We start from the raw sequence: 23,064 nt of genomic DNA, 5'->3' as shown, positions 1-23,064 counted from the left end.
AAACTCCGGGCTGCCAGGCAGACCGGAGTTTGTCGCATATATCAGGCGGAGCCCGGGTGGGCTTCCGCTGTCACATTACAGACTGCGCTGTACCTGAACACGCTCGAAGACCTCGATACGGTCGCCGGCACGTACGTCGTTGTAGTTCTTGACGCCGATACCACACTCCATACCGTTACGGACTTCGCCAACGTCGTCCTTGAAGCGGCGCAGGGACTCCAGCTCGCCTTCGTAGATAACAACGTCTTCGCGCAGTACGCGAATCGGGCGGTTGCGGTGCACAGTACCTTCGATGACCATACAGCCGGCCACCGCGCCGAACTTCGGCGAACGGAACACGTCACGCACTTCGGCAACACCCAAGATCTGCTCGCGAACGTCGCTGCCGAGCATGCCGGACAGGGCCTTCTTCACATCATCAATGATTTCGTAGATGACGCTGTAGTAGCGCAGGTCCAGACCTTCAGTCTCGATAATCTTGCGAGCAGCCGCGTCAGCACGGACGTTGAAGCCGAAGACCACAGCGTTGGAAGCCAGCGCCAGGTTGGCGTCAGTCTCGGTGATACCACCCACGCCGCCGGAGACGATCTTGACCTGCACTTCGTCGTTGCCCAGCTCGGACAGCGAGCCCTGCAGCGCTTCCAGAGAGCCGCGCACGTCGGCCTTGATAACGATGTTGAGGGTCTTCTTCTCGTCCTGGCCCATGTTCTCGAACATGTTTTCCAGCTTGGCGGACTGCTGACGGGCCAGCTTGATCTCGCGGAACTTGCCCTGACGGAACAGCGCCACTTCACGGGCCTTCTTCTCGTCAGCAACGACATTCAGCTCGTCACCGGCGTCAGGCGTGCCGTCCAGGCCAAGGATCTCGACCGGAATGGACGGGCCTGCTTCTTTGATCGGCTGACCGTTCTCATCCAGCATGGCGCGCACACGGCCGTAGTTGACACCAGCCAGCACAACGTCACCCTGACGCAGGGTACCGTTCTGTACCAGCACAGTAGCGACGGGGCCGCGGCCCTTGTCCAGACGAGACTCAACCACCACACCGCGACCCGGAGCAGACGGCTGCGCCTTGAGTTCAAGGACTTCAGCCTGCAGCAGAACCGCTTCGAGCAGTTCTTCGATACCGGTACCGGCCTTGGCCGAGACGGGCACGAACATGGTGTCGCCGCCCCACTCTTCCGGAATCACGTCACGGGCTGCCAGATCGTTCTTGATACGGTCCGGATCAGCTTCTTCCTTATCGATCTTGTTGATCGCAACCACGACCGGCACACCGGCCGCCTTGGCGTGCTGGATAGCCTCTTCGGTTTGCGGCATCACACCATCGTCGGCAGCAACCACCAGAATCACGATATCGGTTGCCTTGGCACCACGGGCACGCATGGCGGTAAAGGCCGCGTGGCCGGGGGTATCCAGGAAGGTGACCATGCCGCGATCGGTTTCGACGTGGTAGGCACCAATGTGCTGGGTAATACCACCTGCCTCACCGGAAGCCACCTTGGCACGGCGAATGTAGTCGAGCAGCGAGGTCTTACCGTGGTCAACGTGACCCATAACGGTAACAACCGGTGCGCGGCTCAGCTCTTCACCTTCGTGGTGCATGGACTCGACCAGCTTGTCTTCCAGGTCGCTCTCGCGAACCTGCTTGACCTTGTGGCCCATGTCTTCGGCAACAATCGCAGCCGTATCCTGATCCAGCACCTGGTTGATGGTAACCATGGTGCCGTTCTTGAACATGTACTTGATGACCTCGGCCGCCTTGACCGACATCTTCTGCGCCAGCTCGGCAACCGTGATGGTTTCACCAATCACCACTTCACGCACGATCGGGCCAGAGGGCTTCTCGAAGCCATGTTGATTGCGTTTCTTGGCCTTCAGCTTACCGCCACCGCCGCGACGGCGATTATCGCCCTCGTCGTCAACGGAGATGCGCGGCGCGTGACGAGCCTTGTTGCCAGTGTGGCCACCGGCACGCTTGCGGCTGCGCTCGTCTTCTTCGTCACGGGACTTGCGACGCGCTTCGTCCTTCTTCTTGTGGTGCTCAACGGCTGCAGGTGCCGGAGCAGCCTCGGCAGTCGCCGGAGCAGCTGCGGCAACGGCTGCTTCAGCCTGCTTGGCCGCGGCAACAGCCGCAGCGTCAGCCTGGCGCTTGGCTTCCGCTTCAGCGGCTTCGGCCTCACGCTGCGCAGCTTCCTCAGCCTTGCGCTTGGCTTCTGCTTCGGCAGCCTGCTGACGCGCTTCTTCTGCGGCACGCAGCTGCTCCAGCTCGCGCTGACGCTCGGCTTCCAGGTCCGCCGGCTCGCGCTTGACGTAAGTGCGCTTCTTGCGCACCTCGACATTGACGGTTTTGCTGCCAGCAACCTTCAGGGTGCTGACCGTCTTGCGCTTGAGGGTGATCTTGCGCGGCTCGGAGCCGGAATCACCATGGGCGTTCTTCAGATACGCCAGCAGCGCCTGCTTTTCATCATCACTGACTGCCTGTGTAGGGCCAGTCTGCGACAAGCCCGCTTCCTGCATCTGTTGCAGCAGGCGCTCTACCGGAGTACCTACCTCATCAGCCAATTGTTTGACCGTCACTTCCGCCATTCACTTCTCTCCTCAGTCGGGTCCGTGCGTCACCGCAGGGGGAATCTCATCGAGTCCGACCGGTTATTCAAACCAGGGGGCGCGGGCTGCCATGATCAGAGCCGCAGCACGCTCTTCATCGATACCGTCGATGTCGAGCAGATCGTCAACAGACTGCTCGGCCAGATCTTCCATTGTCAGGATGCCGCCAGCAGCCAGCTGGAAGGCCAGCGCTCGGTCCATACCGTCCATGTTCAGCAGGTCATCGGCCGGTTGCGCATCTTCCAGCTTTTCTTCGTTGGCGATGGCCTTGGTCAGCAGGCGATCTTTGGCGCGAGCACGCAGCTCATTGACGATATCTTCGTCAAAACCGTCGATCTCCAGCAGCTCTTCCATCGGCACGTAGGCAATTTCTTCCAGCGTGGTGAAACCCTCTTCAACCAGCATCTGGGCCACTTCTTCATCTACATCCAGCTCGTCGACGAAGTTGCGCAGGATATCGCCGGTCTCGGCTTCCTGCTTGGCACGGATATCGTCCTCGGTCATCACGTTCAGGGTCCAGCCGGTCAGCTGGCTGGCCAGACGAACGTTCTGACCGCTACGACCAATGGCCTGGGCCAGGTTGTCTTCAGCCACCGCCAGGTCGATAGTCTGGGTGTCTTCATCCAGAATGATCGAGGCAATTTCCGCCGGTGCCATCGCGTTGATCACGAACTGCGCCAGGTTGTCGTCCCACAGCACAATATCAACGCGCTCACCGCACAGCTCACCGGACACCGCCTGGACGCGCGAACCACGCATACCGATACAGGCACCCTGCGGGTCGATGCGCTTGTCCTTGGAGCGCACCGCGATCTTGGCGCGCGACCCCGGGTCGCGGGCCGCGCCCATGACTTCGATCAGCTCTTCGGCGATTTCCGGCACTTCGATGCGGAACAGCTCAATAATCATTTCCGGACAGGCACGCGACAGCACCAGCTGCGGGCCACGATTCTCGGTGCGGATATCCTTGAGCAGAGCACGGATACGGGTGCCGGAGCGGAAGGTTTCACGCGGAATCATTTCTTCACGCGGCAGCACAGCTTCGGCGTTATTACCCAAGTCAACGATCACGCTGTCACGGGTCACCTTCTTCACGGTGCCGCTGATAATGTCGCCCAGCCGATCACGGTAGGCATCGACCACCTGCGCCCGCTCGGCCTCGCGTACCTTCTGTACGATGACCTGCTTGGCGATCTGGGCAGCGATACGACCAAACTCGACCGACTCGATCTTCTCTTCGGTGACGTCGCCGATGGCAAGGGCGTCATCGCGCTCCTGGGCCTGGTCCAGCGTCAGCTGCATGTCCGGATCATCAAAGTCCTCGTCAGCCACAACGGTCCAGCGACGGAAGGTGTCGTAATCGCCGGTGTGTCGGTTGATCGACACACGCACGTCTACTTCGTCTTCGTAGCGCTTCTTGGTCGCTGTCGCCAACGCCAGCTCCAGTGCCTCGAAGATAACTCCGGGTGGAACACCCTTCTCGTTGGAAACGGATTCCACAACCAGCAACACTTCTTTGCTCATCGTATGCCTCGCCTAACGCCATCCATTGGGCCGTGCAGCCCGAAATTTGCTCAAAAACGCGGAATGATATTGCCCTTGTCGATCCAGTCGACAGGCAGCAGGTACTCGTGATCGTCTACCTGCAGGACGACTTCATCACCTTCCACGCCGCGAATCACACCCTGAAAGTTGCGCCGCCCTTCATAGGGCGAGCGCAGCCTGATTTTTGCCTGTTCTCCTACATAGGCTGCGTACTGTTCCAGACGGAACAGCGGCCGATCCATACCCGGAGACGAGACTTCCAGGGTGTAATCACCTGAAATCGGGTCTTCCACGTCCAGTACGGCACTGGCCTGCCGGCTGACAGCAGCACAAGCCTCAACGCTCACCCCTTCCGGGTGGTCTATATAGACACGCAACAGGGTGTGCTTACCCTGGGAGAGATACTCGATACCCCAGCAGCTGTATCCCAATGCCTCGACGACCGGGACCAGCAGGGCCTCCAACTCAGTCACTTTGCCGGACACACTCACCGCCTATTTGTTGCATGAATAAAAAATGGGCCTAAAGCCCATCGTTGAGTCTGGCCACCTCGCTCACGCGAAGCCCAGATACCAATGCCGAACCGACATATAGCTAACAAAAAGCCCCTGAAAAGGGGCCTTTTGAGACTGGTTGCGGGGGCAGGATTTGAACCTACGACCTTCGGGTTATGAGCCCGACGAGCTACCAGACTGCTCCACCCCGCGTCGAATCTAGGGCGTGAATTATACGCGCAGTAGCCTCGCAAGACAACCGGCGTAAACCACCCCTGAAAAGAACAGGGCCTGTCGAACCAGGCCCTTATTTTGATTGGTGCGGAAGATGGGACTCGAACCCATACACCCTAAGGCACTACCCCCTCAAGATAGCGTGTCTACCAATTCCACCACTTCCGCAAAACTGTTTACTGCCGCAGCCGCTACTTACTCGACTGCCGGCGGCACTTCTTCACCCAGCGTCTCAGGCACATCGCTCGGCACCACATCCTGCTCCAGCACCGGCACATCCTCGTCCAGTACAGGTGCCGGCGCAGCCTGCTCCACCTGGAGCGCCGGGGACGGAAGACCCGCCTCGATAGCCGCGTCCGCCTTGTGGCTGGCGTAGTACGCCAGGCCCAGCGAGGTGACAAAAAACACAGTGGCAAGAATCGCGGTAATGCGACTCAGAAAGTTGCCAGAACCCTGACTGCCAAAGACGGTGCCCGACGCGCCAGCTCCAAAGGATGCGCCAGCCTCAGCACCCTTGCCCTGCTGCATCAGAACCAGACCTACCAGGGCAATTGCCACCAGCAGATGCAGTACTACAATCACGGTCTCAATCATTACACTCGTCCAGCGGCGCGAGCGATCGCACCAAACTCGTCTGCATTGAGAGAGGCTCCACCAATCAGCCCCCCATCGATATCCGGCATAGCAAACAGCGCCTCCGCGTTGTCCGCCTTAACGCTACCGCCATAAACAATCTGTACCTTGCGCGCCTGCTCGTCATCGAGCATCGCCAGCCGCGCCCGGATCATGGCGTGCACATCCTGGGCCTGATCAGGTGTTGCCGTCAAGCCAGTGCCGATAGCCCAAACAGGCTCGTACGCCACCACGCCCTCTGCCAAGCCACCCACACCAAACACATCCAGCACTGCCTGCAACTGACGCCCGACTACGTCGGCAGTCTGCCCGGCATCCCGTTCGGCCTGTGTTTCACCAACACAGAGCACCGGACGCAAACCACACGCCAGGGCAGCAGCAAACTTCTTGCACACCACCTCGTCCGTCTCGCCAAACAGCGCGCGGCGCTCAGAATGACCAACCAGTACATAACCACAACCAGCGTCACGCAATTGAGCAGGTGACACCTCACCGGTCAACGCGCCAGGCTCGGCCTGTGTCGCACAAACCTGGCCACCCAACTGAATCGGAGTACCCTGAAGCAGCTCACGACAGCGCTCGACGTACAACGCAGGGGGAGCGATCATCAGCTCAACCCCTTCAGGCCATTCCTGAGCAGCAAGGCCCTGCAACAGCGCGTCTACAGACTGCCGTGAACCGTGCATTTTCCAGTTGCCGGCAACTAGCGGACGTCGCATGCCAAACCTCTCTACCCAAGCGGGCGCCAATCTTAACCAAGTTGCATCAGCGACACAACCGACTTTTTAGGCCGCGCCGATCAATTCCTCACACCGCCTGCGTTCGGACCGGCCCGCACCCAAGGCACGCCACAGCTAGGCCCGACGTACCTGCAACTGACGGCACCGAAAGCCATCAGGCCCAAGCTACACCTCAGGCGCCTGCAAAGCCCGCCAGCCCTTGCTTTAGCCGCACGCCTCGGTCACAACGGCAGCCAAGGCTTCGGCCTCGCGCTGCACCTGCGTTGCATCCTGCCCTTCCACCATGACTCGAACCAGCGGCTCGGTACCGGACAACCGCAACAACACACGCCCGGCATCAGCCAGCCGCGCCTCGGCATCGAGCACAGCCTGCTTCACTGCGGGATTTTCCAGCGGCGCCGACTGCCCCGCTGCATAACGAACATTGATGAGCTTCTGCGGACACTTCTGCATGCACCGTCGCGCTTCAGCCAGGCTCTGATCATTACGCTGCAGCGCCTTAAGCACTTGCAGTGCGGCAATGATGCCGTCACCGGTTGACGTGTGCTGCAAACACAGGATATGACCGGATGACTCACCACCGACCAGCCAGCCGCGTTCACTCAACTCAGCCATGACGTAGCGATCACCGACCTTGGCGCGCACAAAGGGAACATCTCGCTCCTTGAGCGCCAACTCAAGCCCGAGATTGCTCATCAGCGTGCCGGCAACACCGCCATTCAACAACCCGCGCGCCTGGAGGTCGAGCGCGATGATGCACAGCAGCTCGTCACCATCAACCTCACCCCCTTGGTGATCGACCATCAACACGCGATCACCATCACCGTCAAAGGCGATTCCCAGGTCAGCACCCTCGCGAACCACGGCAGCGCTCAGCGCAGCCATATCGGTTGAGCCATGCCCGGCATTGATGTTCAGACCATCCGGACTGGCACCAATTACCGACACCTCAGCCCCCAGCTCACGAAACACGCTGGGCGCCACCTTGTAAGTAGCACCGTGCGCGCAATCAAGCACCAGCTTGAGCCCCTTGAAGCTGGTGCTGGTCGGCACGCTGCTTTTACAAAACTCGATATACCGGCCGGGCGCATCCTCTACCCGCGACACCTTGCCCAGCTCGGCAGAATCCACAACCCCCATAGGGCCATCGACCAACCGCTCGATCTCCAGCTCAAGACTGTCGGGTAGCTTGCTGCCAGCGGCAGAAAAGAACTTGATGCCGTTGTCATAAAACGGGTTATGCGATGCGCTGATCACAATACCCACATCAGCCATAAAGGTGCGCGTGAGATAGGCAATGGCAGGTGTCGGCATGGGGCCAAGCAACTGAACCTGCGCACCGGCCGCGGACAGCCCCGCCTCCAGTGACGACTCGAACATGTAGCCGGAAATCCGAGTGTCCTTGCCAATTACGACCCGGCAGGCCCCATGATTGCGAAAAGCGGTACCCACTGCCCAACCAAGCTTGAGCATGAATTCAGGAGTAATGGGAGCACTACCAACCCGACCGCGAATGCCATCGGTTCCAAAATAACGTTTTTCCATAAACGGAGACTCTTACTAGATAATTGAAGGAGAACGCGCCAACCGCACCGCCTCAGCCATGCGAACAGCGTCACAAGTGGCAGCCACGTCGTGCACCCGAATAATGCAAGCGCCGGCATCAACAGCAAGCGCCGCCAACGCCAGCCCGCCAAACAGACGCTGATCCACCGGACGATCCAGCGCCTGACCGATCATGCTTTTACGCGACACACCCACCAGCACCGGTAATCCGGCGGGGCGTAAATCTGCGAGACGCGCAAATAGCTGCAGATTGTGCTCCAGCGACTTGCCAAAGCCGAAGCCAGGGTCAAGCAGCAGGCGATCACGCGCTAGACCCGCAGCCTCACAGGCTTCGACCCGCGACTGCAGGTAAGCGTTCACTTCATCCAGCACACTGGCATAGCGCGGCGCCAGCTGCATGGAATCGGGCTCGCCCTGGCGATGCATCAGACAGACGGGCAGCCCGCTCGCACGGGCTGCCTCCAGCGCGCCCTCACGCTCCAACGCACGCACATCGTTGATCAGTCCGGCTCCCGCTGCTGCCGCAGCGGACATGACCTCAGGCGCACTGGTATCGACCGAAATAACCACATCAAAACGCGACGCTATGGCCTCAACCATCGGCACGACGCGCTCTAGCTCCTGGGCGACCGGCACGGGCGAGGCGCCTGGGCGCGTGGACTCGCCACCCACATCAATCAGGGTCGCACCCTCTGCCAGCATCTGCTCGACGTGACGCAACGCTGCATCGCGCTGATTGAAGCGACCGCCATCGGAGAAGGAGTCAGGCGTTACATTGAGAATGCCCATGACATGGGCGCGGGAAAGATCAAGCTCCCGGCTGCCACACAGCAACCGGGAGCTATTGGAGCAGGAGCTCATTGCTAAATCAGTGCTCCCCGGCCGGCCCACCGATCGGGCCGGCACCCTTGGAAGCCTCATCTGACGTGCTGTCACCGCCCTCGTCAGGCGTGACAATGGCGCCCGGGCCGGACTTGCCATCACCCTGCCAGTCTTTCGGCTCGCGGGGCACTCGACCAGCCATAATGTCGTCGATCTGCTGGGTGTCGATGGTTTCGTACTTCATCAGCGCTTCCGCCATCATGTCCAGCTTGTCGCGATTCTCATCTAGCAGACGACGCGCCGTGGCGTAGCAATCATCAATAATGCGGCGCACTTCCTCATCGATCTGCTTGGCGGTCTCACCAGAGACACCGGACATCCCGCCTCCACCAGGACGCCCAAGGTAGCCCTGATCATCCTCTTCGGCGTACTGCAGCGGACCAAGCTTCTCGGACAGCCCCCATTTGGTCACCATATTCTTGGCAAGCTGGGTGGCGCGCATGATGTCGTTAGACGCACCCGTGGTCACGCCATCAAAGCCGAGGGTCATCTCCTCGGCGATACGGCCGCCGAACAGCGAGCAGATCTGACTGGTCAGCGCGCGCTTGGAGAGGCTGTAACGATCCTCCTCCGGCAGGAACATGGTCACGCCCAGCGCACGGCCGCGCGGAATAATAGTGACCTTGTAGACCGGGTCATGCTCGGGCACCAAGCGACCAACAATCGCATGGCCGGACTCATGGTAAGCGGTGTTGAGCTTTTCCTTCTCGGACATGACCATGGACTTGCGCTCGGCGCCCATCATGATCTTGTCCTTGGCCATCTCGAACTCGCCCATCTCCACCAGACGCTTGTTGGCACGCGCAGCAAACAGAGAAGCTTCGTTCACCAGGTTAGCCAGATCAGCGCCGGAGAAGCCCGGCGTACCGCGTGCAATCAGCGATGGTTTGACGTCATCACCCAGCGGCACCTTACGCATGTGCACCTTGAGAATCTGTTCACGACCACGAATGTCCGGCAAGCCAACCACTACCTGACGGTCGAAGCGACCAGGGCGCAGCAGCGCCGGGTCCAGCACGTCGGGGCGGTTAGTCGCAGCAATTACAATGATGCCGTCGTTCGGTTCAAAGCCATCCATCTCAACCAGCAGCTGGTTCAGGGTCTGCTCACGCTCGTCGTGACCGCCGCCCATTCCCGAACCACGATGACGACCGACCGCATCGATCTCGTCGATAAAGATGATGCACGGCGCGTGTTTCTTGGCCTGCTCGAACATATCGCGCACACGGGAGGCACCGACACCCACGAACATTTCAACAAAGTCGGAACCGGAGATGGTGAAGAACGGCACCTTGGCTTCGCCGGCCACCGCCTTGGCGAGCAGGGTCTTACCGGTACCCGGCTGGCCCACCATCAGCACGCCACGGGGAATATGGCCACCCAGACGCTGAAACTTGCCCGGGTCACGCAGAAACTCGACCAGTTCCTGCACGTCTTCCTTCGCCTCATCACAGCCGGCAACATCAGCAAAGGTGGTTTTGACCTGATCTTCGGTCAGCATGCGCGCCTTGCTCTTACCGAAGCTCATCGGGCCACCACGGCCACCGCCGCCGCCCTGCATCTGGCGCATGAAGAACATGAAAATGGCGATAATGATCAGAATCGGGAAGCTGGCAATCAGCAACTGAGTCCAGATACTCTGCTGCTCAGGCTGCTTGCCTTCGATGATAACGTCGTTGTCGAGCAGGTCGCCAATCAGGCCATTGTCCTGAATCGCCGGACGCACGGTCTTGAAGGACTCACCACTACGTTCACGCCCGGTGATGATGTAGCCATCCACCGTCACGCGCTCGACCTGGCGATTCTCTACCAGCTCAAGGAACTGGGAGTAAGTCAGCGCATCCGGTTCCTTGGTACCACTGAAGTTGTTCATCACCGTGACCAGTACGGCGGCAATGATCAGCCACAGGATGAGGTTCTTCGCCATATCGTTCAATTCACTACCCTCTTGCCCCCAACACCATTGCGGGAGCCTTGCTGAGTCTGTTGTCCACGCTGCCCACATTACACCAGTTTAGGCCAACTCGGCAGTCGACGCTGTGTAACGCCCTGTGTCGCCAGACATCACAGACTGTATCGACGGCACCATGGTTCCGGCATTGCAGCCAAACTACTGATCCGCCCCTTTGAAGCCGCGGGCCAGCAGGTAAGTTTCACGCGAGCGACCGCGCGAGGCGTCGGGCTTGCGCGTTACCAGCTTGTCGTATTGCCCGCGCATTTCGCGGAAATACTCATCAAAACCTTCACCGTGGAACACCTTGATCAAAAAATCACCACCCGGGCGCAACACCCGCGCCGCCATGTCCAGCGCCAGTTCGCACAAATACATGGCCCGCGGCTGATCAACCGCCGGGGTTCCACTCATATTGGGGGCCATATCGGAAATAACAAGGTCTACCTGCGTATCGCCGATGGCGGCAAGGATCGCCTCGAACACACTCTCCTCGGTGAAGTCACCCTGAATGAAGGTGACATCCGGAATGCTGTCCATGGCCAGAATATCCGAGGCGATGATGCGCCCCTTCTCGCCAATCAGTCGCGCAGCGACCTGGGACCAGCCACCGGGTGCAGCGCCCAGATCAAGCACAGTCATGCCGGGCTTGAGAATGCGATCGCGCTCCTGAATGGCCAGCAACTTGTAACTGGCACGCGAGCGATACCCATCCTTTTGCGCCTGCTTCACGAAGGGGTCGTCAAAATGCTCTTTGAGCCAACGCTTGCTTGTCTTGGACTGTGCCACGGAATACCTCGTGCAGCGGGCCACGCCGCCGGTTAAACTAGTGCATCACACACTTAATGAATTTTCATACGGAACATTATGGCGCTCAGCTCCGCACAGAAAAAAGATCTCAAGCGCATCGGCCATCATCTCAAGCCGATCGTCATTATCAGTGAACAGGGTATCAGCGAAGGCGTACTGACCGAACTGGACCGTGCGCTGAACGATCACGAACTGATCAAGATTCGCGTCACCGTCAGTGACCGCGACGCCAAGCAGGCCCTGATCAACGAGGCCTGCCAGCAAAGTGGCGCCGAGCTGGTGCAGGTCATCGGCAAAATGGCCATCCTGCTGCGTCGGGCCAAAAAGCCCAACGCCAACCTGTCCAACCTCAAGCGCTTTCAGGGCTTCTGAGCCGGGCGTCAGTCCCGCTCCTCATCGGGGCGGGGCTGCACCGCCAATACCAGGCCAGCGAAAGCAACGACCAGATAGCAGAAAATCCCGTACAAGGGATTATCCTGCAGACGCAGGGCGAAAAACGCGCCCCCCGCCATCAACACCAATATCAGCATCTGCACGCGCAGATCACTCCAGCCGACACGCCGCACAGCCAGCTGAAAAAGCTGCACGCTGGCCGCAGCCACGGTAATCAGCATGACCGAGGGGCGCAGCACCGAAGCCGCCTCTTCAATCAGTAGCGGAGCCAACCCCATTTGCTCAAGCCCGGGCAGCAGAATGAAGTGCAAACTCCACACCGCCCCCACCCACAAGGTCAGCAGCAGCTGCCAGGCAATACGTCCAGCACCCTGACGCGCCGAACCACCCGAACTGGCAGCCCGCTCCGTCACAGGTGCTGAACCTCGACGATTTCGTATTCGACGACGCCGCCCGGGGTTTTCACTGCGACGATCTCGCCTTCTTCCTTGCCGATCAGAGCACGGGCGATAGGCGAGCTGACCGACAGCTTGCGCTGCTTGATGTCAGCTTCATCGTCACCGACGATCTGATAGACCACCTCCTCGTCAGTATCGACGTTGGCGATAGTCACAGTGGTGCCGAAGATGACCTTGCCGGTATGCGCGATTGCGGTGACATCAATCACCTGGGCATTGGACAGGCGGCCTTCGATGTCACGAATGCGCGCCTCGACCATACCCTGCTGCTCGCGGGCGGCGTGGTACTCAGCATTTTCTTTCAGATCCCCCAGCTCGCGCGCCTCGGCAATCGCCTGGGTGATCTGCGGGCGCAGCTCGGTCTTGAGGTGCTTAAGTTCGACTTCGAGGGCTTCAGCGCCCTGTTTGGTCATCGGGTACTTCATGGATCAGATACCTTTGTGCAGATCCTGGAGGCGACGTACGGCGCGCTCCGGACCGAATTTCAGTGCAGTGCAGACAGCTTCGCCACCGGCCAGTGTGGTGGTGGAGTAGACCTTGTGCTGCAACGCGTTGCGGCGAATTGAGTAGGAATCGGCAATCGACTGACGACCTTCAGTGGTATTGATCACCAGATCGATCTCATCGTTCTTGATCATATCCACGATGTGCGGACGCCCCTCGGTCACCTTGTTGACGCGGCGCACCGCCAGGCCAGCCGTCTCCAGCACTTTGGCGGTACCGGCGGTGGCAACCACTTCAAAGCCCAGCTCGATCAGATCGCGAACAACATCTACCGCAAACGGCTTGTCGTCTTCACGCACGCTGATAAACGCAGTACCGCTGGTCGGCAGCACTTCGCCCGAGCCCAGCTGCGACTTGGCAAAGGCCTCACCGAAGCTGTCGCCAACGCCCATCACCTCACCGGTGGACTTCATCTCGGGGCCAAGGATCGGGTCAACACCCGGGAACTTGGCAAACGGGAATACCGCCTCCTTGACGCTGAAGTAAGGCGGCACCACTTCTTCAGTGAAGCCCAGCTCCTGCAGTGTCTTACCAGCCATCACGCGAGCAGCGATCTTGGCCAGCGACTGACCGATGCACTTGGACACGAAAGGCACGGTACGCGAGGCGCGCGGGTTGACCTCAATCACGTAGATGGTCTCGCCTTGCACCGCCATCTGGACGTTCATCAGGCCGACCACACCCAGCTCCAGCGCCATCTTGCGCACCTGCTCGCGAATGTCATCCTGAATCTGTGCAGGCAGCGAGTACGGCGGCAGCGAACAGGCGGAGTCACCGGAGTGAACACCGGCCTGCTCAATGTGCTGCATGATCGCGCCGATCACCACGTCCTTGCCATCGGAAACCGCGTCGATATCGACCTCGATGGCGCAGTTCAGGAAGTGATCCAGCAGTACCGGGCTGTCATTCGACACCTTCACCGCTTCGCGCATGTAGCGCTTGAGTTCTTCTTCCTGATAGACAATTTCCATCGCGCGACCGCCCAGTACGTAGGACGGACGCACAACCAGCGGGTACCCGATGCGCTTGGACAGCGCCAGCGCTTCGTCTTCACTGCGCGCGGTCGCGTTCGGCGGCTGACGCAGGTTCAGGCGCTCGACCATCTGCTGGAAGCGCTCACGGTCTTCGGCGCGGTCAATGGCTTCCGGGCTGGTACCAATGATCGGCACACCGGCCTCTTCCAGCGCGCGCGCCAGTTTCAGCGGGGTCTGACCGCCGTATTGCACGATCACACCCTTGGGCTGCTCAACGCGCACGATTTCCAGCACGTCTTCCAGGGTGACCGGCTCGAAGTACAGGCGATCGGAGGTGTCGTAGTCGGTCGATACGGTTTCCGGGTTGCAGTTGACCATGATGGTTTCATAACCATCTTCACGCATCGCCAGCGCGGCGTGTACGCAGCAGTAATCGAACTCGATACCCTGGCCAATGCGGTTCGGGCCACCGCCCAACACCATAATCTTGTCGCGGCCCGACGGGCTGGCCTCGCACTCCTCCTCGTAGGTCGAGTACATATAGGCCGTATCGGTCGCAAATTCGGCAGCACAGGTATCAACGCGCTTGTAGACCGGCAGCACGTTCAGCTTGTGACGATGACGACGCAGGTTTTTCTCGCTCACGGCCAGCAACTGGGACAGGCGCAGGTCGGAGAAGCCCTTGCGCTTGAGACGGAACATCAGGCTGTAGTCGATATCGGCCAGACCCAGGGTTTTGACCTTCTCTTCTTCCTTGATCAGATCTTCGATCTGCACCAGGAACCAGGTGTCGATCTTGGTCAGGTCAAACACTTGCTGCAGGGTCATACCGGCGCGGAAGGCATCGGCCACGTACCAGATGCGGTCCGCACCGGGCACCGTCAGTTCACGCGTCAGCTCGGTCATAACGTCGCTTGCCGCCGGATCGACCTTGGGGTCAAAGCCGCAAACACCCACTTCCAGACCACGCAGCGCCTTCTGCATGGACTCCTGGAAGGTGCGACCGATCGCCATGACCTCGCCCACCGACTTCATCTGAGTCGTCAGGCGCGCATCGGCGTTGGGGAATTTTTCAAAGGCGAAACGCGGAATCTTGGTAACCACGTAATCGATGGACGGCTCGAAGGACGCCGGGGTGCGACCACCGGTAATGTCGTTCTGCAGCTCGTCCAGGGTGTAACCAACAGCCAGCTTGGCGGCGATCTTGGCGATCGGGAAACCAGTCGCCTTGGAGGCCAGCGCCGAGGAACGGGACACCCGCGGGTTCATCTCGATCACCACCATGCGGCCGGTGTTCGGGCAAATACCGAACTGCACGTTGGAGCCACCTGTCTCGACGCCGATCTCACGCAGCACCGCCAGCGAGGCGTTACGCATGATCTGGTATTCCTTGTCGGTCAGCGTCTGGGCCGGCGCCACGGTGATGGAGTCACCCGTGTGCACGCCCATCGGGTCGAAGTTTTCGATCGAGCAGACGATGATGCAGTTGTCCTTTTTATCGCGGACCACTTCCATCTCATACTCTTTCCAGCCGATCAGCGACTCGTCGATCAGCAGCTCGTTGGTCGGCGACAGGTCCAGACCACGGGTGCAGATCTCTTCAAACTCTTCACGGTTGTAGGCAATACCACCACCGGTGCCACCCATGGTGAAGGACGGACGGATGATGCACGGGAAGCCAACCTGATCAAGGACGCCATACGCCTCGGCCATACTGTGCGCGATACCGGAGCGCGGGCACTCCAGACCGATAGCCTTCATCGCCTTGTCGAAGCGCGAGCGATCTTCGGCCTTGTCGATGGTATCGGCGTTCGCGCCGATCATTTCCACGCCGTACTGCTCCAGTACGCCGTGCTTCTCCAGATCCAGCGCGCAGTTCAGCGCAGTTTGACCGCCCATGGTTGGCAGCAGCGCGTCCGGACGCTCCTTCTCGATAATCTTGGCAACAGTCTGCCACTTGATCGGTTCGATGTAGGTGGCGTCGGCCATGGCCGGATCGGTCATGATGGTCGCCGGGTTGGAGTTGACCAAGATGACGCGGAAGCCTTCTTCTTTCAGGGCCTTACAGGCCTGAGCGCCGGAGTAGTCGAACTCACAGGCCTGACCGATGACGATAGGGCCGGCGCCGAGGATCAGAATGCTTTTAATGTCTGTACGTTTTGGCATAGTCGTTTACAAATCCTAGGGTGTACCGGGGTTCAGGCGCGTTTTTTCATGGCGTCGATGAAACGGTCGAACAGCGGTGCCACGTCGTGCGGACCAGGGCTCGCCTCAGGGTGACCCTGGAAGCTGAAGGCCGCCTTGTCGGTGCGTTCGATACCTTGCAGGGTGCCGTCGAACAGCGACTTGTGAGTCGGACGCAGAGTGGCCGGCAGACTGGTTTCGTCAACCGCAAAACCGTGGTTCTGACTGGTGATCATCACAACACCGGTATCCAGATCCTGAACCGGGTGGTTGGCACCATGATGGCCGTGACCCATTTTCACGGTCTTGGCACCGGAGGCCAGCGCCAGCAGTTGGTGGCCCAGACAGATCCCGAAGACCGGAATATCGGTTTCCAGAATCTCCTTGATCGCGGCAATCGCGTAGTCGCAGGGCTCCGGGTCGCCCGGGCCGTTGGACAGGAATACGCCGTCCGGGTTCAGGGCCAGCACCTCGGAAGCAGGCGTCTGCGCCGGCACCACCGTCAGGCGGCAGCCACGTGCGACCAGCATGCGCAGAATGTTGTGCTTAACGCCGTAGTCGAAAGCGACAACGTGGTGCGGCAGCTCGGCATCGGCCAGCTCAGGGTGGCTGTCGGTTTCCAGGTTCCAGACACTGGAGCGCCACTCATAGCTCTGCTTGACCGACACTTCCTTGGCCAGGTCCATGCCTTTCAGGCCCGGGAAGCCGCGCGCCAGCTCCAGCGCCTTGTCTTCGGAAATGTCATCACCTGCCAGCAGACAGCCGTTCTGGGAGCCTTTCTCGCGAAGAATGCGCGTCAGGCGGCGCGTATCGATACCCGCGATGGCAACAATGCCGTTTTCACGCAGGTAATCATCAAGGGTCTGCTTGCAGCGCCAGTTGCTGGCCAGCAAAGGCAGGTCGCGAATCACCAGACCGGCAGCCTGCACCTTATCGGACTCAACGTCCTCAGGCGTAACGCCGGTGTTGCCGATGTGCGGGTAGGTAAGAGTGACGATTTGACGCGCATAGGAAGGATCGGTGAGGATCTCCTGGTAACCGGTCATGGCCGTATTGAAGACGACCTCGCCAACGCTGGAACCGTCGGCGCCGATGGACTCACCACGGAAAATACTGCCGTCGGCGAGTGCGAGAATGGCTGGCTTGGACAAGAAAACCTCCGAAAGAACTGACACGTTTCACCAAACGCGGGCTGCACAAAAGCGGGAATGAAGTGGTAAACACAACATCCCGCTCGCAATAGGCATTGTCAGATACGCGCTGAATAGACAGATTAGCGCAATAGTTTAACGGCTTGAGGCCGAAATATCCACACCGCAGACGAGCCCTGCAGGCCGTCGCCGCACCCGCCGCGCATCTTCATTATCCCCGCCGTCTGTGTTAAAACACGGGTTGTTGACCACCGGGCAGGAGCCCAGAACAAACGGCAAAGACCGTTACCAGAGCGCTTCAGACGCCTGGAAAACACAACAAGAACAACACAGGACCTGGGGACACCTAACATGCAAATGCACTTGAAACACATCCTTGTGCTGCCGTTGCTGCTCATCGCCTCGCTCACTCACGCCGACCCGCTGCGCCTGCAGGCACTGCACGAATTTCGCAGCGAGAGCTTTGAAGCAGGCACCTACCTGCTGATCGACAACAACCTCTTCGAGCGCGTGCGCGAGCCGGGCAACCGGGAAAGCTACAACAGCGCCCTGCGCCGCATGGACGCTCTGCTGCGGCAGATGGATGACCAGAGAACGCTGCGCCCGCTGTACAACGACTTTGTAGCGCTGATCCGCGAACTGGAAGCCATGCCCGACGACCAGGCCCACTACAGCCTGGCAACGGTCAACCGCATCATGATGGCCCACGGCAAGCTGGAAAACGCCGCAGCAGAGCTCTATAACGCCGAAACAGTCGACGCGCCGGCGGACCTGCAGGCACTGCATCGCCAAAGCATCGACACCAACCGCATCCTGCTGCTCTATCAAAACAACATGTTCAGCTCCGTCGGCGTCTACTTTTTACCGAACAAGGAAGGCCTTTTCGATGAGCTGGATGCCCGCATCAATACCGGCTCAGGCGAACTCAAGTCGCTACTGCCCGAGCACAAGGCAACCTTCGACCAACTGGACAAGCAGTACAGCTTTATCCAGCCACGACTCATCAACCATCACGCCGACTGGGTTCCCACCATTGCAGCGTTCTACCTGAGCAAAAACACCCAGGCCCTCGACGACCTGGCCCGCGAGAAGGCCAACCTGACCGAAGCCAGCGCCGGCACCCAGTAAAACCTGCGCACACAAAAAAGGCACCGCAACGATCGTTGCGGTGCCTTTTTTCATGCAGCAATGCCTCAGTCTTTCAGGCCCAGCACATCCTGCATATCAAACAGCCCTCGATCACGATCCGTCAGCCACATAGCAGAGCGCACCGCGCCCTTGGCAAAGGTCATGCGACTGGAGGCCTTATGGGTAATCTCCACACGCTCGCCCTCGGTCGCAAAGAGCACCGTGTGATCGCCCACCACATCACCAGCACGCACGGTAGCAAAACCAATGGTCTGCGGATCACGCGCGCCGGTTTGCCCCTCACGGCCATATACGGCCACCTTTGACAGGTCACGGCCCAGCGCATCAGCAACCACCTCACCCATACGCAAGGCCGTGCCGGAGGGCGCATCAACCTTGTGGCGATGGTGTGCTTCGATCACCTCGATATCAGCATCATCACCCATCACGCGGGCCGCCATATCCAGCAGCTTGAGGCAGAGATTCACCCCGACACTGAAGTTGGGCGCAAAAACAATGGAAATATCCTTGGCCGCCTCGGCCAGCAGCGTCTTCTCTGCTTCAGAGAAGCCTGTTGTACCAATCACCATCGACTTGCCCGCCGCACGGCAGACCTGCAGATTGACCAGCGTGGTGGTCGGATGGGTAAAGTCGATCAGCACATCAAAGTCGCCAACCACCTGCTCCAGATCACCGCTAATCGCCACGCCAAGGCGACCAACGCCCGCCAGCTCACCCGCGTCGGCACCAACCAGAGAACTATCAGGGCGCTCAATGGCTGCGGTCAGGGCAGCACCTTCAACCTGGCCAATCGCCTCGATCAGGATCTTGCCCATGCGCCCGGCTGCGCCAATTACCGCAATACGTCTCATGTTGCGCTCCTGACTCAGAATTTCATGTCTTCAAAGAAGTTTTTCACGCCATCAAACCAGCTCTTGGCGCGCGGCGACTGACTGGAGCCCTCTTCCTCAAGGGTCTGGCGCAGCTCTTCCAGCAGCTCGCGCTGACGCTTGGTCAGATTGACCGGCGTCTCGACCACAACGCGGCACAGCAGATCGCCAGGCGAACCACCACGCACCGGCGTCACGCCCTTGCCACGCAGACGGAACAGCTTGCCAGTCTGCGCCCCTTCCGGAATCTTCAGCTTGACGCGGCCATCCAGCGTCGGCACTTCCAGCTCACCACCCAGTGCGGCATCAACAAAGCTGATCGGCACTTCGCAGTAAAGGTTTTTGCCATCGCGCTGGAAGATCTTGTGCTCGCGCACCGAGACGACAACATACAGGTCGCCCGCCGGACCACCGTTGACACCCGCCTCACCCTCACCGGCCAGACGAATGCGGTCACCGGTATCAACACCGGCAGGTACCTTGACCGACAGATTCTTCTGCTTCTCTACGCGACCTTCGCCGTGACAGTCCTTGCACGGATCGGTAATCATCTTGCCGGTACCATGACAACGCGGACAGGTCTGCTGCACCGAGAAAAAGCCCTGCTGCATACGCACCTGGCCATGCCCGCCACAGGTGGTACAGGTCACCGGCGTAGTGCCTTTCTTGGCACCGCTGCCATCGCAGGTTTCACAGCCAACCAGAGTCGGCACACGGATGGTCACCGAGGTGCCACGTACCGCCTCTTCCAGGTCCAGCTCCAGGGTGTAACGCAGGTCACTGCCGCGCTGCACGCTGGAACGGCCGCCCCGGCCGCCACCACCAAAGATGTCACCAAAGACATCGCCGAAGATGTCGGAGAAGTTACCGCCCCCGAAACCACCACCACCAGCACCCATGTTCGGGTCCACACCGGCGTGACCGTACTGGTCATAGGCGGCGCGCTTGTTGGCGTCAGTCAGAATCTCGTAGGCCTCGGTGGCCTCCTTGAACTTCTCTTCGGCCTTTTCGTCATCCGGGTTACGGTCAGGGTGGTACTTCATCGCCAGACGGCGATAGGCCTTTTTCAGCTCGGCCTCGCTGGCGCCCTTCTCGACCCCCAGCACTTCATAATAATCACGCTTGGACATGTGTTCGATTTCCCTCAGAGAGACACTCGGCACAAACGGCAACGCGGGAGAAGCTCCCGCGTTGCCTGGCAGAGTGGTCAGGCAGCACGTTCAACGCACCGCCCGGCCCGGTTCATCAAGGACTTACTTGTTGTCCTTGACCTCTTCGAACTCGGCATCGACCACGTCGTCGGCGTCGTTACCAGACTCCGCGCCTGCCGCTGCACCTTCAGCCTGACCGGCCTGAGCCTGCTCGGCGTACATTTTCTGAACCAGCGGGCCGGACGCTTCAGACAGCGCGTTGATCTTGGCTTCGATCTCTTCCTTCTCACCGGTCTTGATCGCTGCTTCCAGATCGCTCAGCGCGGTTTCAATGGCAGCCTTCTCTTCGTCAGTCGCCTTGTCGCCCGCCTCGCTCAGCGTCTTGCGCGTGGCATGGACCAGCTGATCGGCCTGGTTGCGCACGGTCACCAGCTCTTCGAACTTGCGATCTTCCTCGGCATTGGCCTCGGCATCACGCACCATCTTGTCGATTTCGTCATCCGACAGACCGGAAGACGCCTTGATCACGATGGACTGCTCTTTGCCAGTCGCCTTGTCTTTGGCAGACACGTTCAGAATACCGTTGGCGTCGATGTCAAAGCTGACTTCGATCTGCGGCACGCCACGCTGCGCCGGCGGAATGTCGGCCAGGTCAAAGCGGCCCAACGACTTGTTCTGCGACGCCTGCTTACGCTCACCCTGCAGCACGTGAATAGTCACGGCAGTCTGGTTGTCGTCAGCAGTGGAGAACACCTGCGACTTTTTGGTCGGGATAGTGGTGTTCTTCTCGATCAGCGCAGTCATCACGCCGCCCATGGTTTCGATACCCAGCGACAGCGGGGTCACGTCCAGCAGCAGTACGTCTTTCACGTCACCCGCCAGCACCGCACCCTGGATGGAAGCACCAATGGCAACCGCCTCGTCCGGGTTGACGTCTTTGCGCGGCTCTTTGTTGAAGAACTCGGCAACGGTCTTCTGCACCAGCGGCATACGGGTCTGACCACCAACCAGAATCACTTCGTTGATCTCGGACACGTCCAGACCAGCATCCTGCATAGCGATGCGGCAAGGCTCGATGCTGCGCTTGATCAGGTCTTCAACCAGCGACTCCAGCTTGGCGCGAGTCACCTTGACGTTCAGGTGCTTCGGACCGGACGCATCTGCAGTGATGTACGGCAGGTTAACGTCAGTCTGCTGGCTGGAAGACAGCTCGATCTTGGCCTTTTCAGCGGCTTCTTTCAGACGCTGCAGCGCCAGCGGATCGTTGTGCAGATCAACGCCGTTCTCTTTCTTGAATTCGTCTGCCAGGTAGTCGATCAGACGCATGTCGAAATCTTCACCACCCAGGAAGGTGTCACCGTTGGTGGCCAGCACTTCAAACTGGTGCTCACCGTCTACTTCGGCAATTTCGATCACGGACACGTCGAAGGTGCCGCCACCCAGGTCGTAGACGACCACGGTGGAGTCGCCACGCGCCTTGTCCATACCGTAGGCCAGAGCGGCTGCGGTCGGCTCGTTGATGATGCGCTTGACTTCCAGACCGGCGATGCGGCCGGCGTCCTTGGTGGCCTGACGCTGGCTGTCGTTGAAGTAGGCCGGCACGGTGATAACCGCTTCGGTGACCGGCTCGCCGAGGTAGTCTTCGGCGGTCTTCTTCATTTTCTTCAGCACTTCGGCCGATACCTGCGGCGGCGCCATCTTCTCGTCGTTTACCTGAACCCAGGCATCACCATTGTCGGCTTTGACGATCTTGTACGGCACCAGCTTGATGTCTTTCTGTACGACGTCTTCTTCAAACCGACGACCGATCAGACGCTTGACCGCGTACAGGGTGTTCTGCGGGTTGGTGACCGCCTGACGCTTGGCAGACTGACCAACCAGGGTTTCGCCGTCGTTGGTGTAGGCGACGATGGACGGCGTGGTGCGCGCACCCTCGGCGTTCTCGATAACCTTGGCGGAACCGTTTTCCAAAATGGCGACACAGGAGTTGGTGGTCCCCAGGTCGATACCGATAATCTTGCCCATATGCTTCTCTCCGAATCTGGCTGCCGCGTTCAGTCAGCGGCGCTGTTTATCTGTGCATGAACCCTTGATGGGGTCTGCAAAATCAATTTCAAGCCTGCTCGTCAATCGACTGAGTGCCGGCGGCCGGAGCCTTGCTCACCACAACCATGGCCGGGCGCAGCAGGCGACCACTCAGGGTGTAACCCTTCTGGAACACCTTGAGCACGGTATTGGCTTCAACGGCGGCGCTCTCTTCCATCGCCATGGCCTGATGCAGCTCCGGGTTGAAGGGCTCACCCTCGGGCACGACCGGCACCACCTGGAAGCGGGCCAGGGTGTCGGCGAACATCTTCAGGGTCAGTTCGATACCTTCGCGCATCGGCTTGATAGCTTCATCGTCGGCACTGGACAGCTCCAGGCCACGCTCCAGACTGTCGACGATCGGCAGCAGGTCATTGGCAAAGCGCTCAAGCGCAAACTTGTGCGCCTTTTCTACGTCCTGCTCGGCACGGCGGCGGGCGTTCTGCACATCGGCGACGGCCCGCAGAGCCTGATCCTGAGCGGCAGCAAGCTGTTCTTCAAGACTCGCCACGCGCGCCGCAAGATCGCCCTCAGGCGTTTCAACGGCTGCCTCGGTAGCCGCGTCCTGATCCTGCAGATCCGGTCTCTGTTCCTCTGCCATGTCTTTCTCCTGTCATAGGGTTATGGCGCTGCGGCACTGGGCTCACAGCCTGTCAATGATGATCCGCCAGCGTCGCTGGC

The 23,064-nt window shown here is 59.8% G+C and carries 19 protein-coding genes and 2 tRNA genes; 2 read left to right on the top strand and 19 right to left on the bottom strand.

Going from position 1 to position 23,064, the window contains the following annotated elements; genetic code table 11:
* Positions 1-75 precede the first annotated feature (75 nt).
* The 11 genes from infB to rlmE form a co-directional block, all read right to left on the bottom strand.
* Positions 76-2,589 carry a translation initiation factor IF-2 gene (infB, locus tag HV822_RS11625; RefSeq protein ID WP_238870176.1) on the bottom strand — a complete coding sequence of 838 codons (2,514 nt, stop codon included), beginning with the start codon at positions 2,587-2,589 and terminating at the stop codon, positions 76-78.
* Between the two features lie 63 nt (positions 2,590-2,652).
* Entirely contained in the window at positions 2,653-4,134 is a 1,482-nt protein-coding gene (nusA, locus tag HV822_RS11620) for a transcription termination factor NusA (protein WP_238870175.1), read from the bottom strand.
* Between the two features lie 50 nt (positions 4,135-4,184).
* Positions 4,185-4,640, bottom strand: coding sequence for a ribosome maturation factor RimP (gene rimP / locus HV822_RS11615; protein WP_083726858.1), 456 nt, complete (start codon positions 4,638-4,640; stop codon positions 4,185-4,187).
* Between the two features lie 145 nt (positions 4,641-4,785).
* Positions 4,786-4,862: transfer RNA gene (locus HV822_RS11610), tRNA-Met, on the bottom strand.
* A gap of 104 nt (positions 4,863-4,966) precedes the next feature.
* Positions 4,967-5,051 (bottom strand) — tRNA-Leu (locus tag HV822_RS11605).
* A gap of 27 nt (positions 5,052-5,078) precedes the next feature.
* Positions 5,079-5,477: a preprotein translocase subunit SecG gene (secG, locus tag HV822_RS11600; RefSeq protein WP_238870173.1), complete on the bottom strand. Its 399-nt coding sequence runs from the start codon at positions 5,475-5,477 to the stop codon at positions 5,079-5,081.
* Positions 5,477-6,235 (bottom strand): triose-phosphate isomerase, encoded by a 759-nt coding sequence (gene tpiA, locus HV822_RS11595; RefSeq protein ID WP_238870172.1) that lies wholly within the window; start codon positions 6,233-6,235, stop codon positions 5,477-5,479. Before tpiA ends, secG begins: the two co-directional genes overlap by 1 nt.
* Positions 6,236-6,460: 225 nt before the next feature.
* Positions 6,461-7,801 carry a phosphoglucosamine mutase gene (gene glmM, locus HV822_RS11590; RefSeq protein ID WP_238870170.1) on the bottom strand — a complete coding sequence of 447 codons (1,341 nt, stop codon included), beginning with the start codon at positions 7,799-7,801 and terminating at the stop codon, positions 6,461-6,463.
* 15 nt (positions 7,802-7,816) lie between these two features.
* Complete coding sequence (gene folP, locus HV822_RS11585) at positions 7,817-8,683, bottom strand: dihydropteroate synthase (RefSeq protein WP_238870168.1); 867 nt, start codon at positions 8,681-8,683, stop codon at positions 7,817-7,819.
* Between the two features lie 7 nt (positions 8,684-8,690).
* Entirely contained in the window at positions 8,691-10,631 is a 1,941-nt protein-coding gene (gene ftsH, locus HV822_RS11580) for an ATP-dependent zinc metalloprotease FtsH (protein WP_238870167.1), read from the bottom strand.
* 183 nt (positions 10,632-10,814) lie between these two features.
* Entirely contained in the window at positions 10,815-11,444 is a 630-nt protein-coding gene (gene rlmE, locus HV822_RS11575; protein WP_238870165.1) for a 23S rRNA (uridine(2552)-2'-O)-methyltransferase RlmE, read from the bottom strand.
* A gap of 78 nt (positions 11,445-11,522) precedes the next feature.
* Here rlmE and yhbY point away from each other — a divergent pair, with 78 nt between their 5' ends.
* Positions 11,523-11,837 (top strand): ribosome assembly RNA-binding protein YhbY, encoded by a 315-nt coding sequence (yhbY, locus tag HV822_RS11570; protein ID WP_238870163.1) that lies wholly within the window; start codon positions 11,523-11,525, stop codon positions 11,835-11,837.
* A gap of 8 nt (positions 11,838-11,845) precedes the next feature.
* On the opposite strand, the gene HV822_RS11565 is transcribed toward yhbY, so the two are convergent.
* The 4 genes from HV822_RS11565 to carA are packed head-to-tail and all read right to left on the bottom strand — an operon-like array spanning position 11,846 to position 17,129.
* Positions 11,846-12,271 carry a DUF4149 domain-containing protein gene (locus HV822_RS11565; RefSeq protein ID WP_238870161.1) on the bottom strand — a complete coding sequence of 142 codons (426 nt, stop codon included), beginning with the start codon at positions 12,269-12,271 and terminating at the stop codon, positions 11,846-11,848.
* Positions 12,268-12,741 carry a transcription elongation factor GreA gene (greA, locus tag HV822_RS11560; RefSeq protein WP_238870159.1) on the bottom strand — a complete coding sequence of 158 codons (474 nt, stop codon included), beginning with the start codon at positions 12,739-12,741 and terminating at the stop codon, positions 12,268-12,270. Before greA ends, HV822_RS11565 begins: the two co-directional genes overlap by 4 nt.
* 3 nt (positions 12,742-12,744) lie before the next feature.
* Positions 12,745-15,960 (bottom strand): carbamoyl-phosphate synthase large subunit, encoded by a 3,216-nt coding sequence (gene carB / locus HV822_RS11555; protein WP_238870158.1) that lies wholly within the window; start codon positions 15,958-15,960, stop codon positions 12,745-12,747.
* Positions 15,961-15,992: 32 nt separating this feature from the next.
* Positions 15,993-17,129: a glutamine-hydrolyzing carbamoyl-phosphate synthase small subunit gene (gene carA, locus HV822_RS11550; protein WP_238870156.1), complete on the bottom strand. Its 1,137-nt coding sequence runs from the start codon at positions 17,127-17,129 to the stop codon at positions 15,993-15,995.
* Between the two features lie 351 nt (positions 17,130-17,480).
* Here carA and HV822_RS11545 point away from each other — a divergent pair, with 351 nt between their 5' ends.
* Positions 17,481-18,257, top strand: coding sequence for a hypothetical protein (locus HV822_RS11545; RefSeq protein ID WP_238870154.1), 777 nt, complete (start codon positions 17,481-17,483; stop codon positions 18,255-18,257).
* A 65-nt stretch (positions 18,258-18,322) separates the two neighbouring features.
* Here HV822_RS11545 and dapB read toward each other — a convergent pair whose 3' ends face one another.
* From dapB to grpE, 4 genes are all read right to left on the bottom strand, one after another.
* The gene (dapB, locus tag HV822_RS11540; protein ID WP_238870152.1) at positions 18,323-19,129 is read right to left on the bottom strand and encodes a 4-hydroxy-tetrahydrodipicolinate reductase; all 807 of its coding nucleotides are present in this window, start codon (positions 19,127-19,129) and stop codon (positions 18,323-18,325) included.
* Between the two features lie 14 nt (positions 19,130-19,143).
* A complete protein-coding gene (gene dnaJ, locus HV822_RS11535) occupies positions 19,144-20,277 on the bottom strand; it encodes a molecular chaperone DnaJ (protein ID WP_238870150.1) in 1,134 nt (377 codons plus the stop codon).
* A gap of 123 nt (positions 20,278-20,400) precedes the next feature.
* Positions 20,401-22,323, bottom strand: a complete 1,923-nt coding sequence (gene dnaK / locus HV822_RS11530) for a molecular chaperone DnaK (RefSeq protein WP_238870148.1) — start codon at positions 22,321-22,323, stop codon at positions 20,401-20,403.
* An 88-nt stretch (positions 22,324-22,411) separates the two neighbouring features.
* Positions 22,412-22,984, bottom strand: a complete 573-nt coding sequence (gene grpE / locus HV822_RS11525) for a nucleotide exchange factor GrpE (protein WP_238870146.1) — start codon at positions 22,982-22,984, stop codon at positions 22,412-22,414.
* Between the last annotated feature and the right edge of the window lie 80 nt (positions 22,985-23,064).

The sequence above is a fragment of the Halopseudomonas maritima genome (assembly GCF_021545785.1).
GTDB lineage: Bacteria > Pseudomonadota > Gammaproteobacteria > Pseudomonadales > Pseudomonadaceae > Halopseudomonas > Halopseudomonas maritima.
Note: the sequence above shows the minus strand (reverse complement) of the source record. Positions and strands in the feature narration are given on the sequence as shown.

Bases quoted from the DNA above. Each gene is read 5' to 3' on its own strand.
- glmM (WP_238870170.1), bottom strand. From the start codon at position 7,801: ATGGAAAAACGTTATTTTGGAACCGATGGCATTCGCGGTCGGGTTGGT.
- dnaK (WP_238870148.1), bottom strand. From the start codon at position 22,323: ATGGGCAAGATTATCGGTATCGACCTGGGGACCACCAACTCCTGTGTC.
- infB (WP_238870176.1), bottom strand. From the start codon at position 2,589: ATGGCGGAAGTGACGGTCAAACAATTGGCTGATGAGGTAGGTACTCCG.
- dnaJ (WP_238870150.1), bottom strand. From the start codon at position 20,277: ATGTCCAAGCGTGATTATTATGAAGTGCTGGGGGTCGAGAAGGGCGCC.
- secG (WP_238870173.1), bottom strand. From the start codon at position 5,477: ATGATTGAGACCGTGATTGTAGTACTGCATCTGCTGGTGGCAATTGCC.
- greA (WP_238870159.1), bottom strand. From the start codon at position 12,741: ATGAAGTACCCGATGACCAAACAGGGCGCTGAAGCCCTCGAAGTCGAA.
- carB (WP_238870158.1), bottom strand. From the start codon at position 15,960: ATGCCAAAACGTACAGACATTAAAAGCATTCTGATCCTCGGCGCCGGC.
- tpiA (WP_238870172.1), bottom strand. From the start codon at position 6,235: ATGCGACGTCCGCTAGTTGCCGGCAACTGGAAAATGCACGGTTCACGG.
- dapB (WP_238870152.1), bottom strand. From the start codon at position 19,129: ATGAGACGTATTGCGGTAATTGGCGCAGCCGGGCGCATGGGCAAGATC.
- yhbY (WP_238870163.1), top strand. From the start codon at position 11,523: ATGGCGCTCAGCTCCGCACAGAAAAAAGATCTCAAGCGCATCGGCCAT.
- folP (WP_238870168.1), bottom strand. From the start codon at position 8,683: ATGAGCTCCTGCTCCAATAGCTCCCGGTTGCTGTGTGGCAGCCGGGAG.
- nusA (WP_238870175.1), bottom strand. From the start codon at position 4,134: ATGAGCAAAGAAGTGTTGCTGGTTGTGGAATCCGTTTCCAACGAGAAG.
- grpE (WP_238870146.1), bottom strand. From the start codon at position 22,984: ATGGCAGAGGAACAGAGACCGGATCTGCAGGATCAGGACGCGGCTACC.
- HV822_RS11545 (WP_238870154.1), top strand. From the start codon at position 17,481: ATGCAAATGCACTTGAAACACATCCTTGTGCTGCCGTTGCTGCTCATC.
- ftsH (WP_238870167.1), bottom strand. From the start codon at position 10,631: ATGGCGAAGAACCTCATCCTGTGGCTGATCATTGCCGCCGTACTGGTC.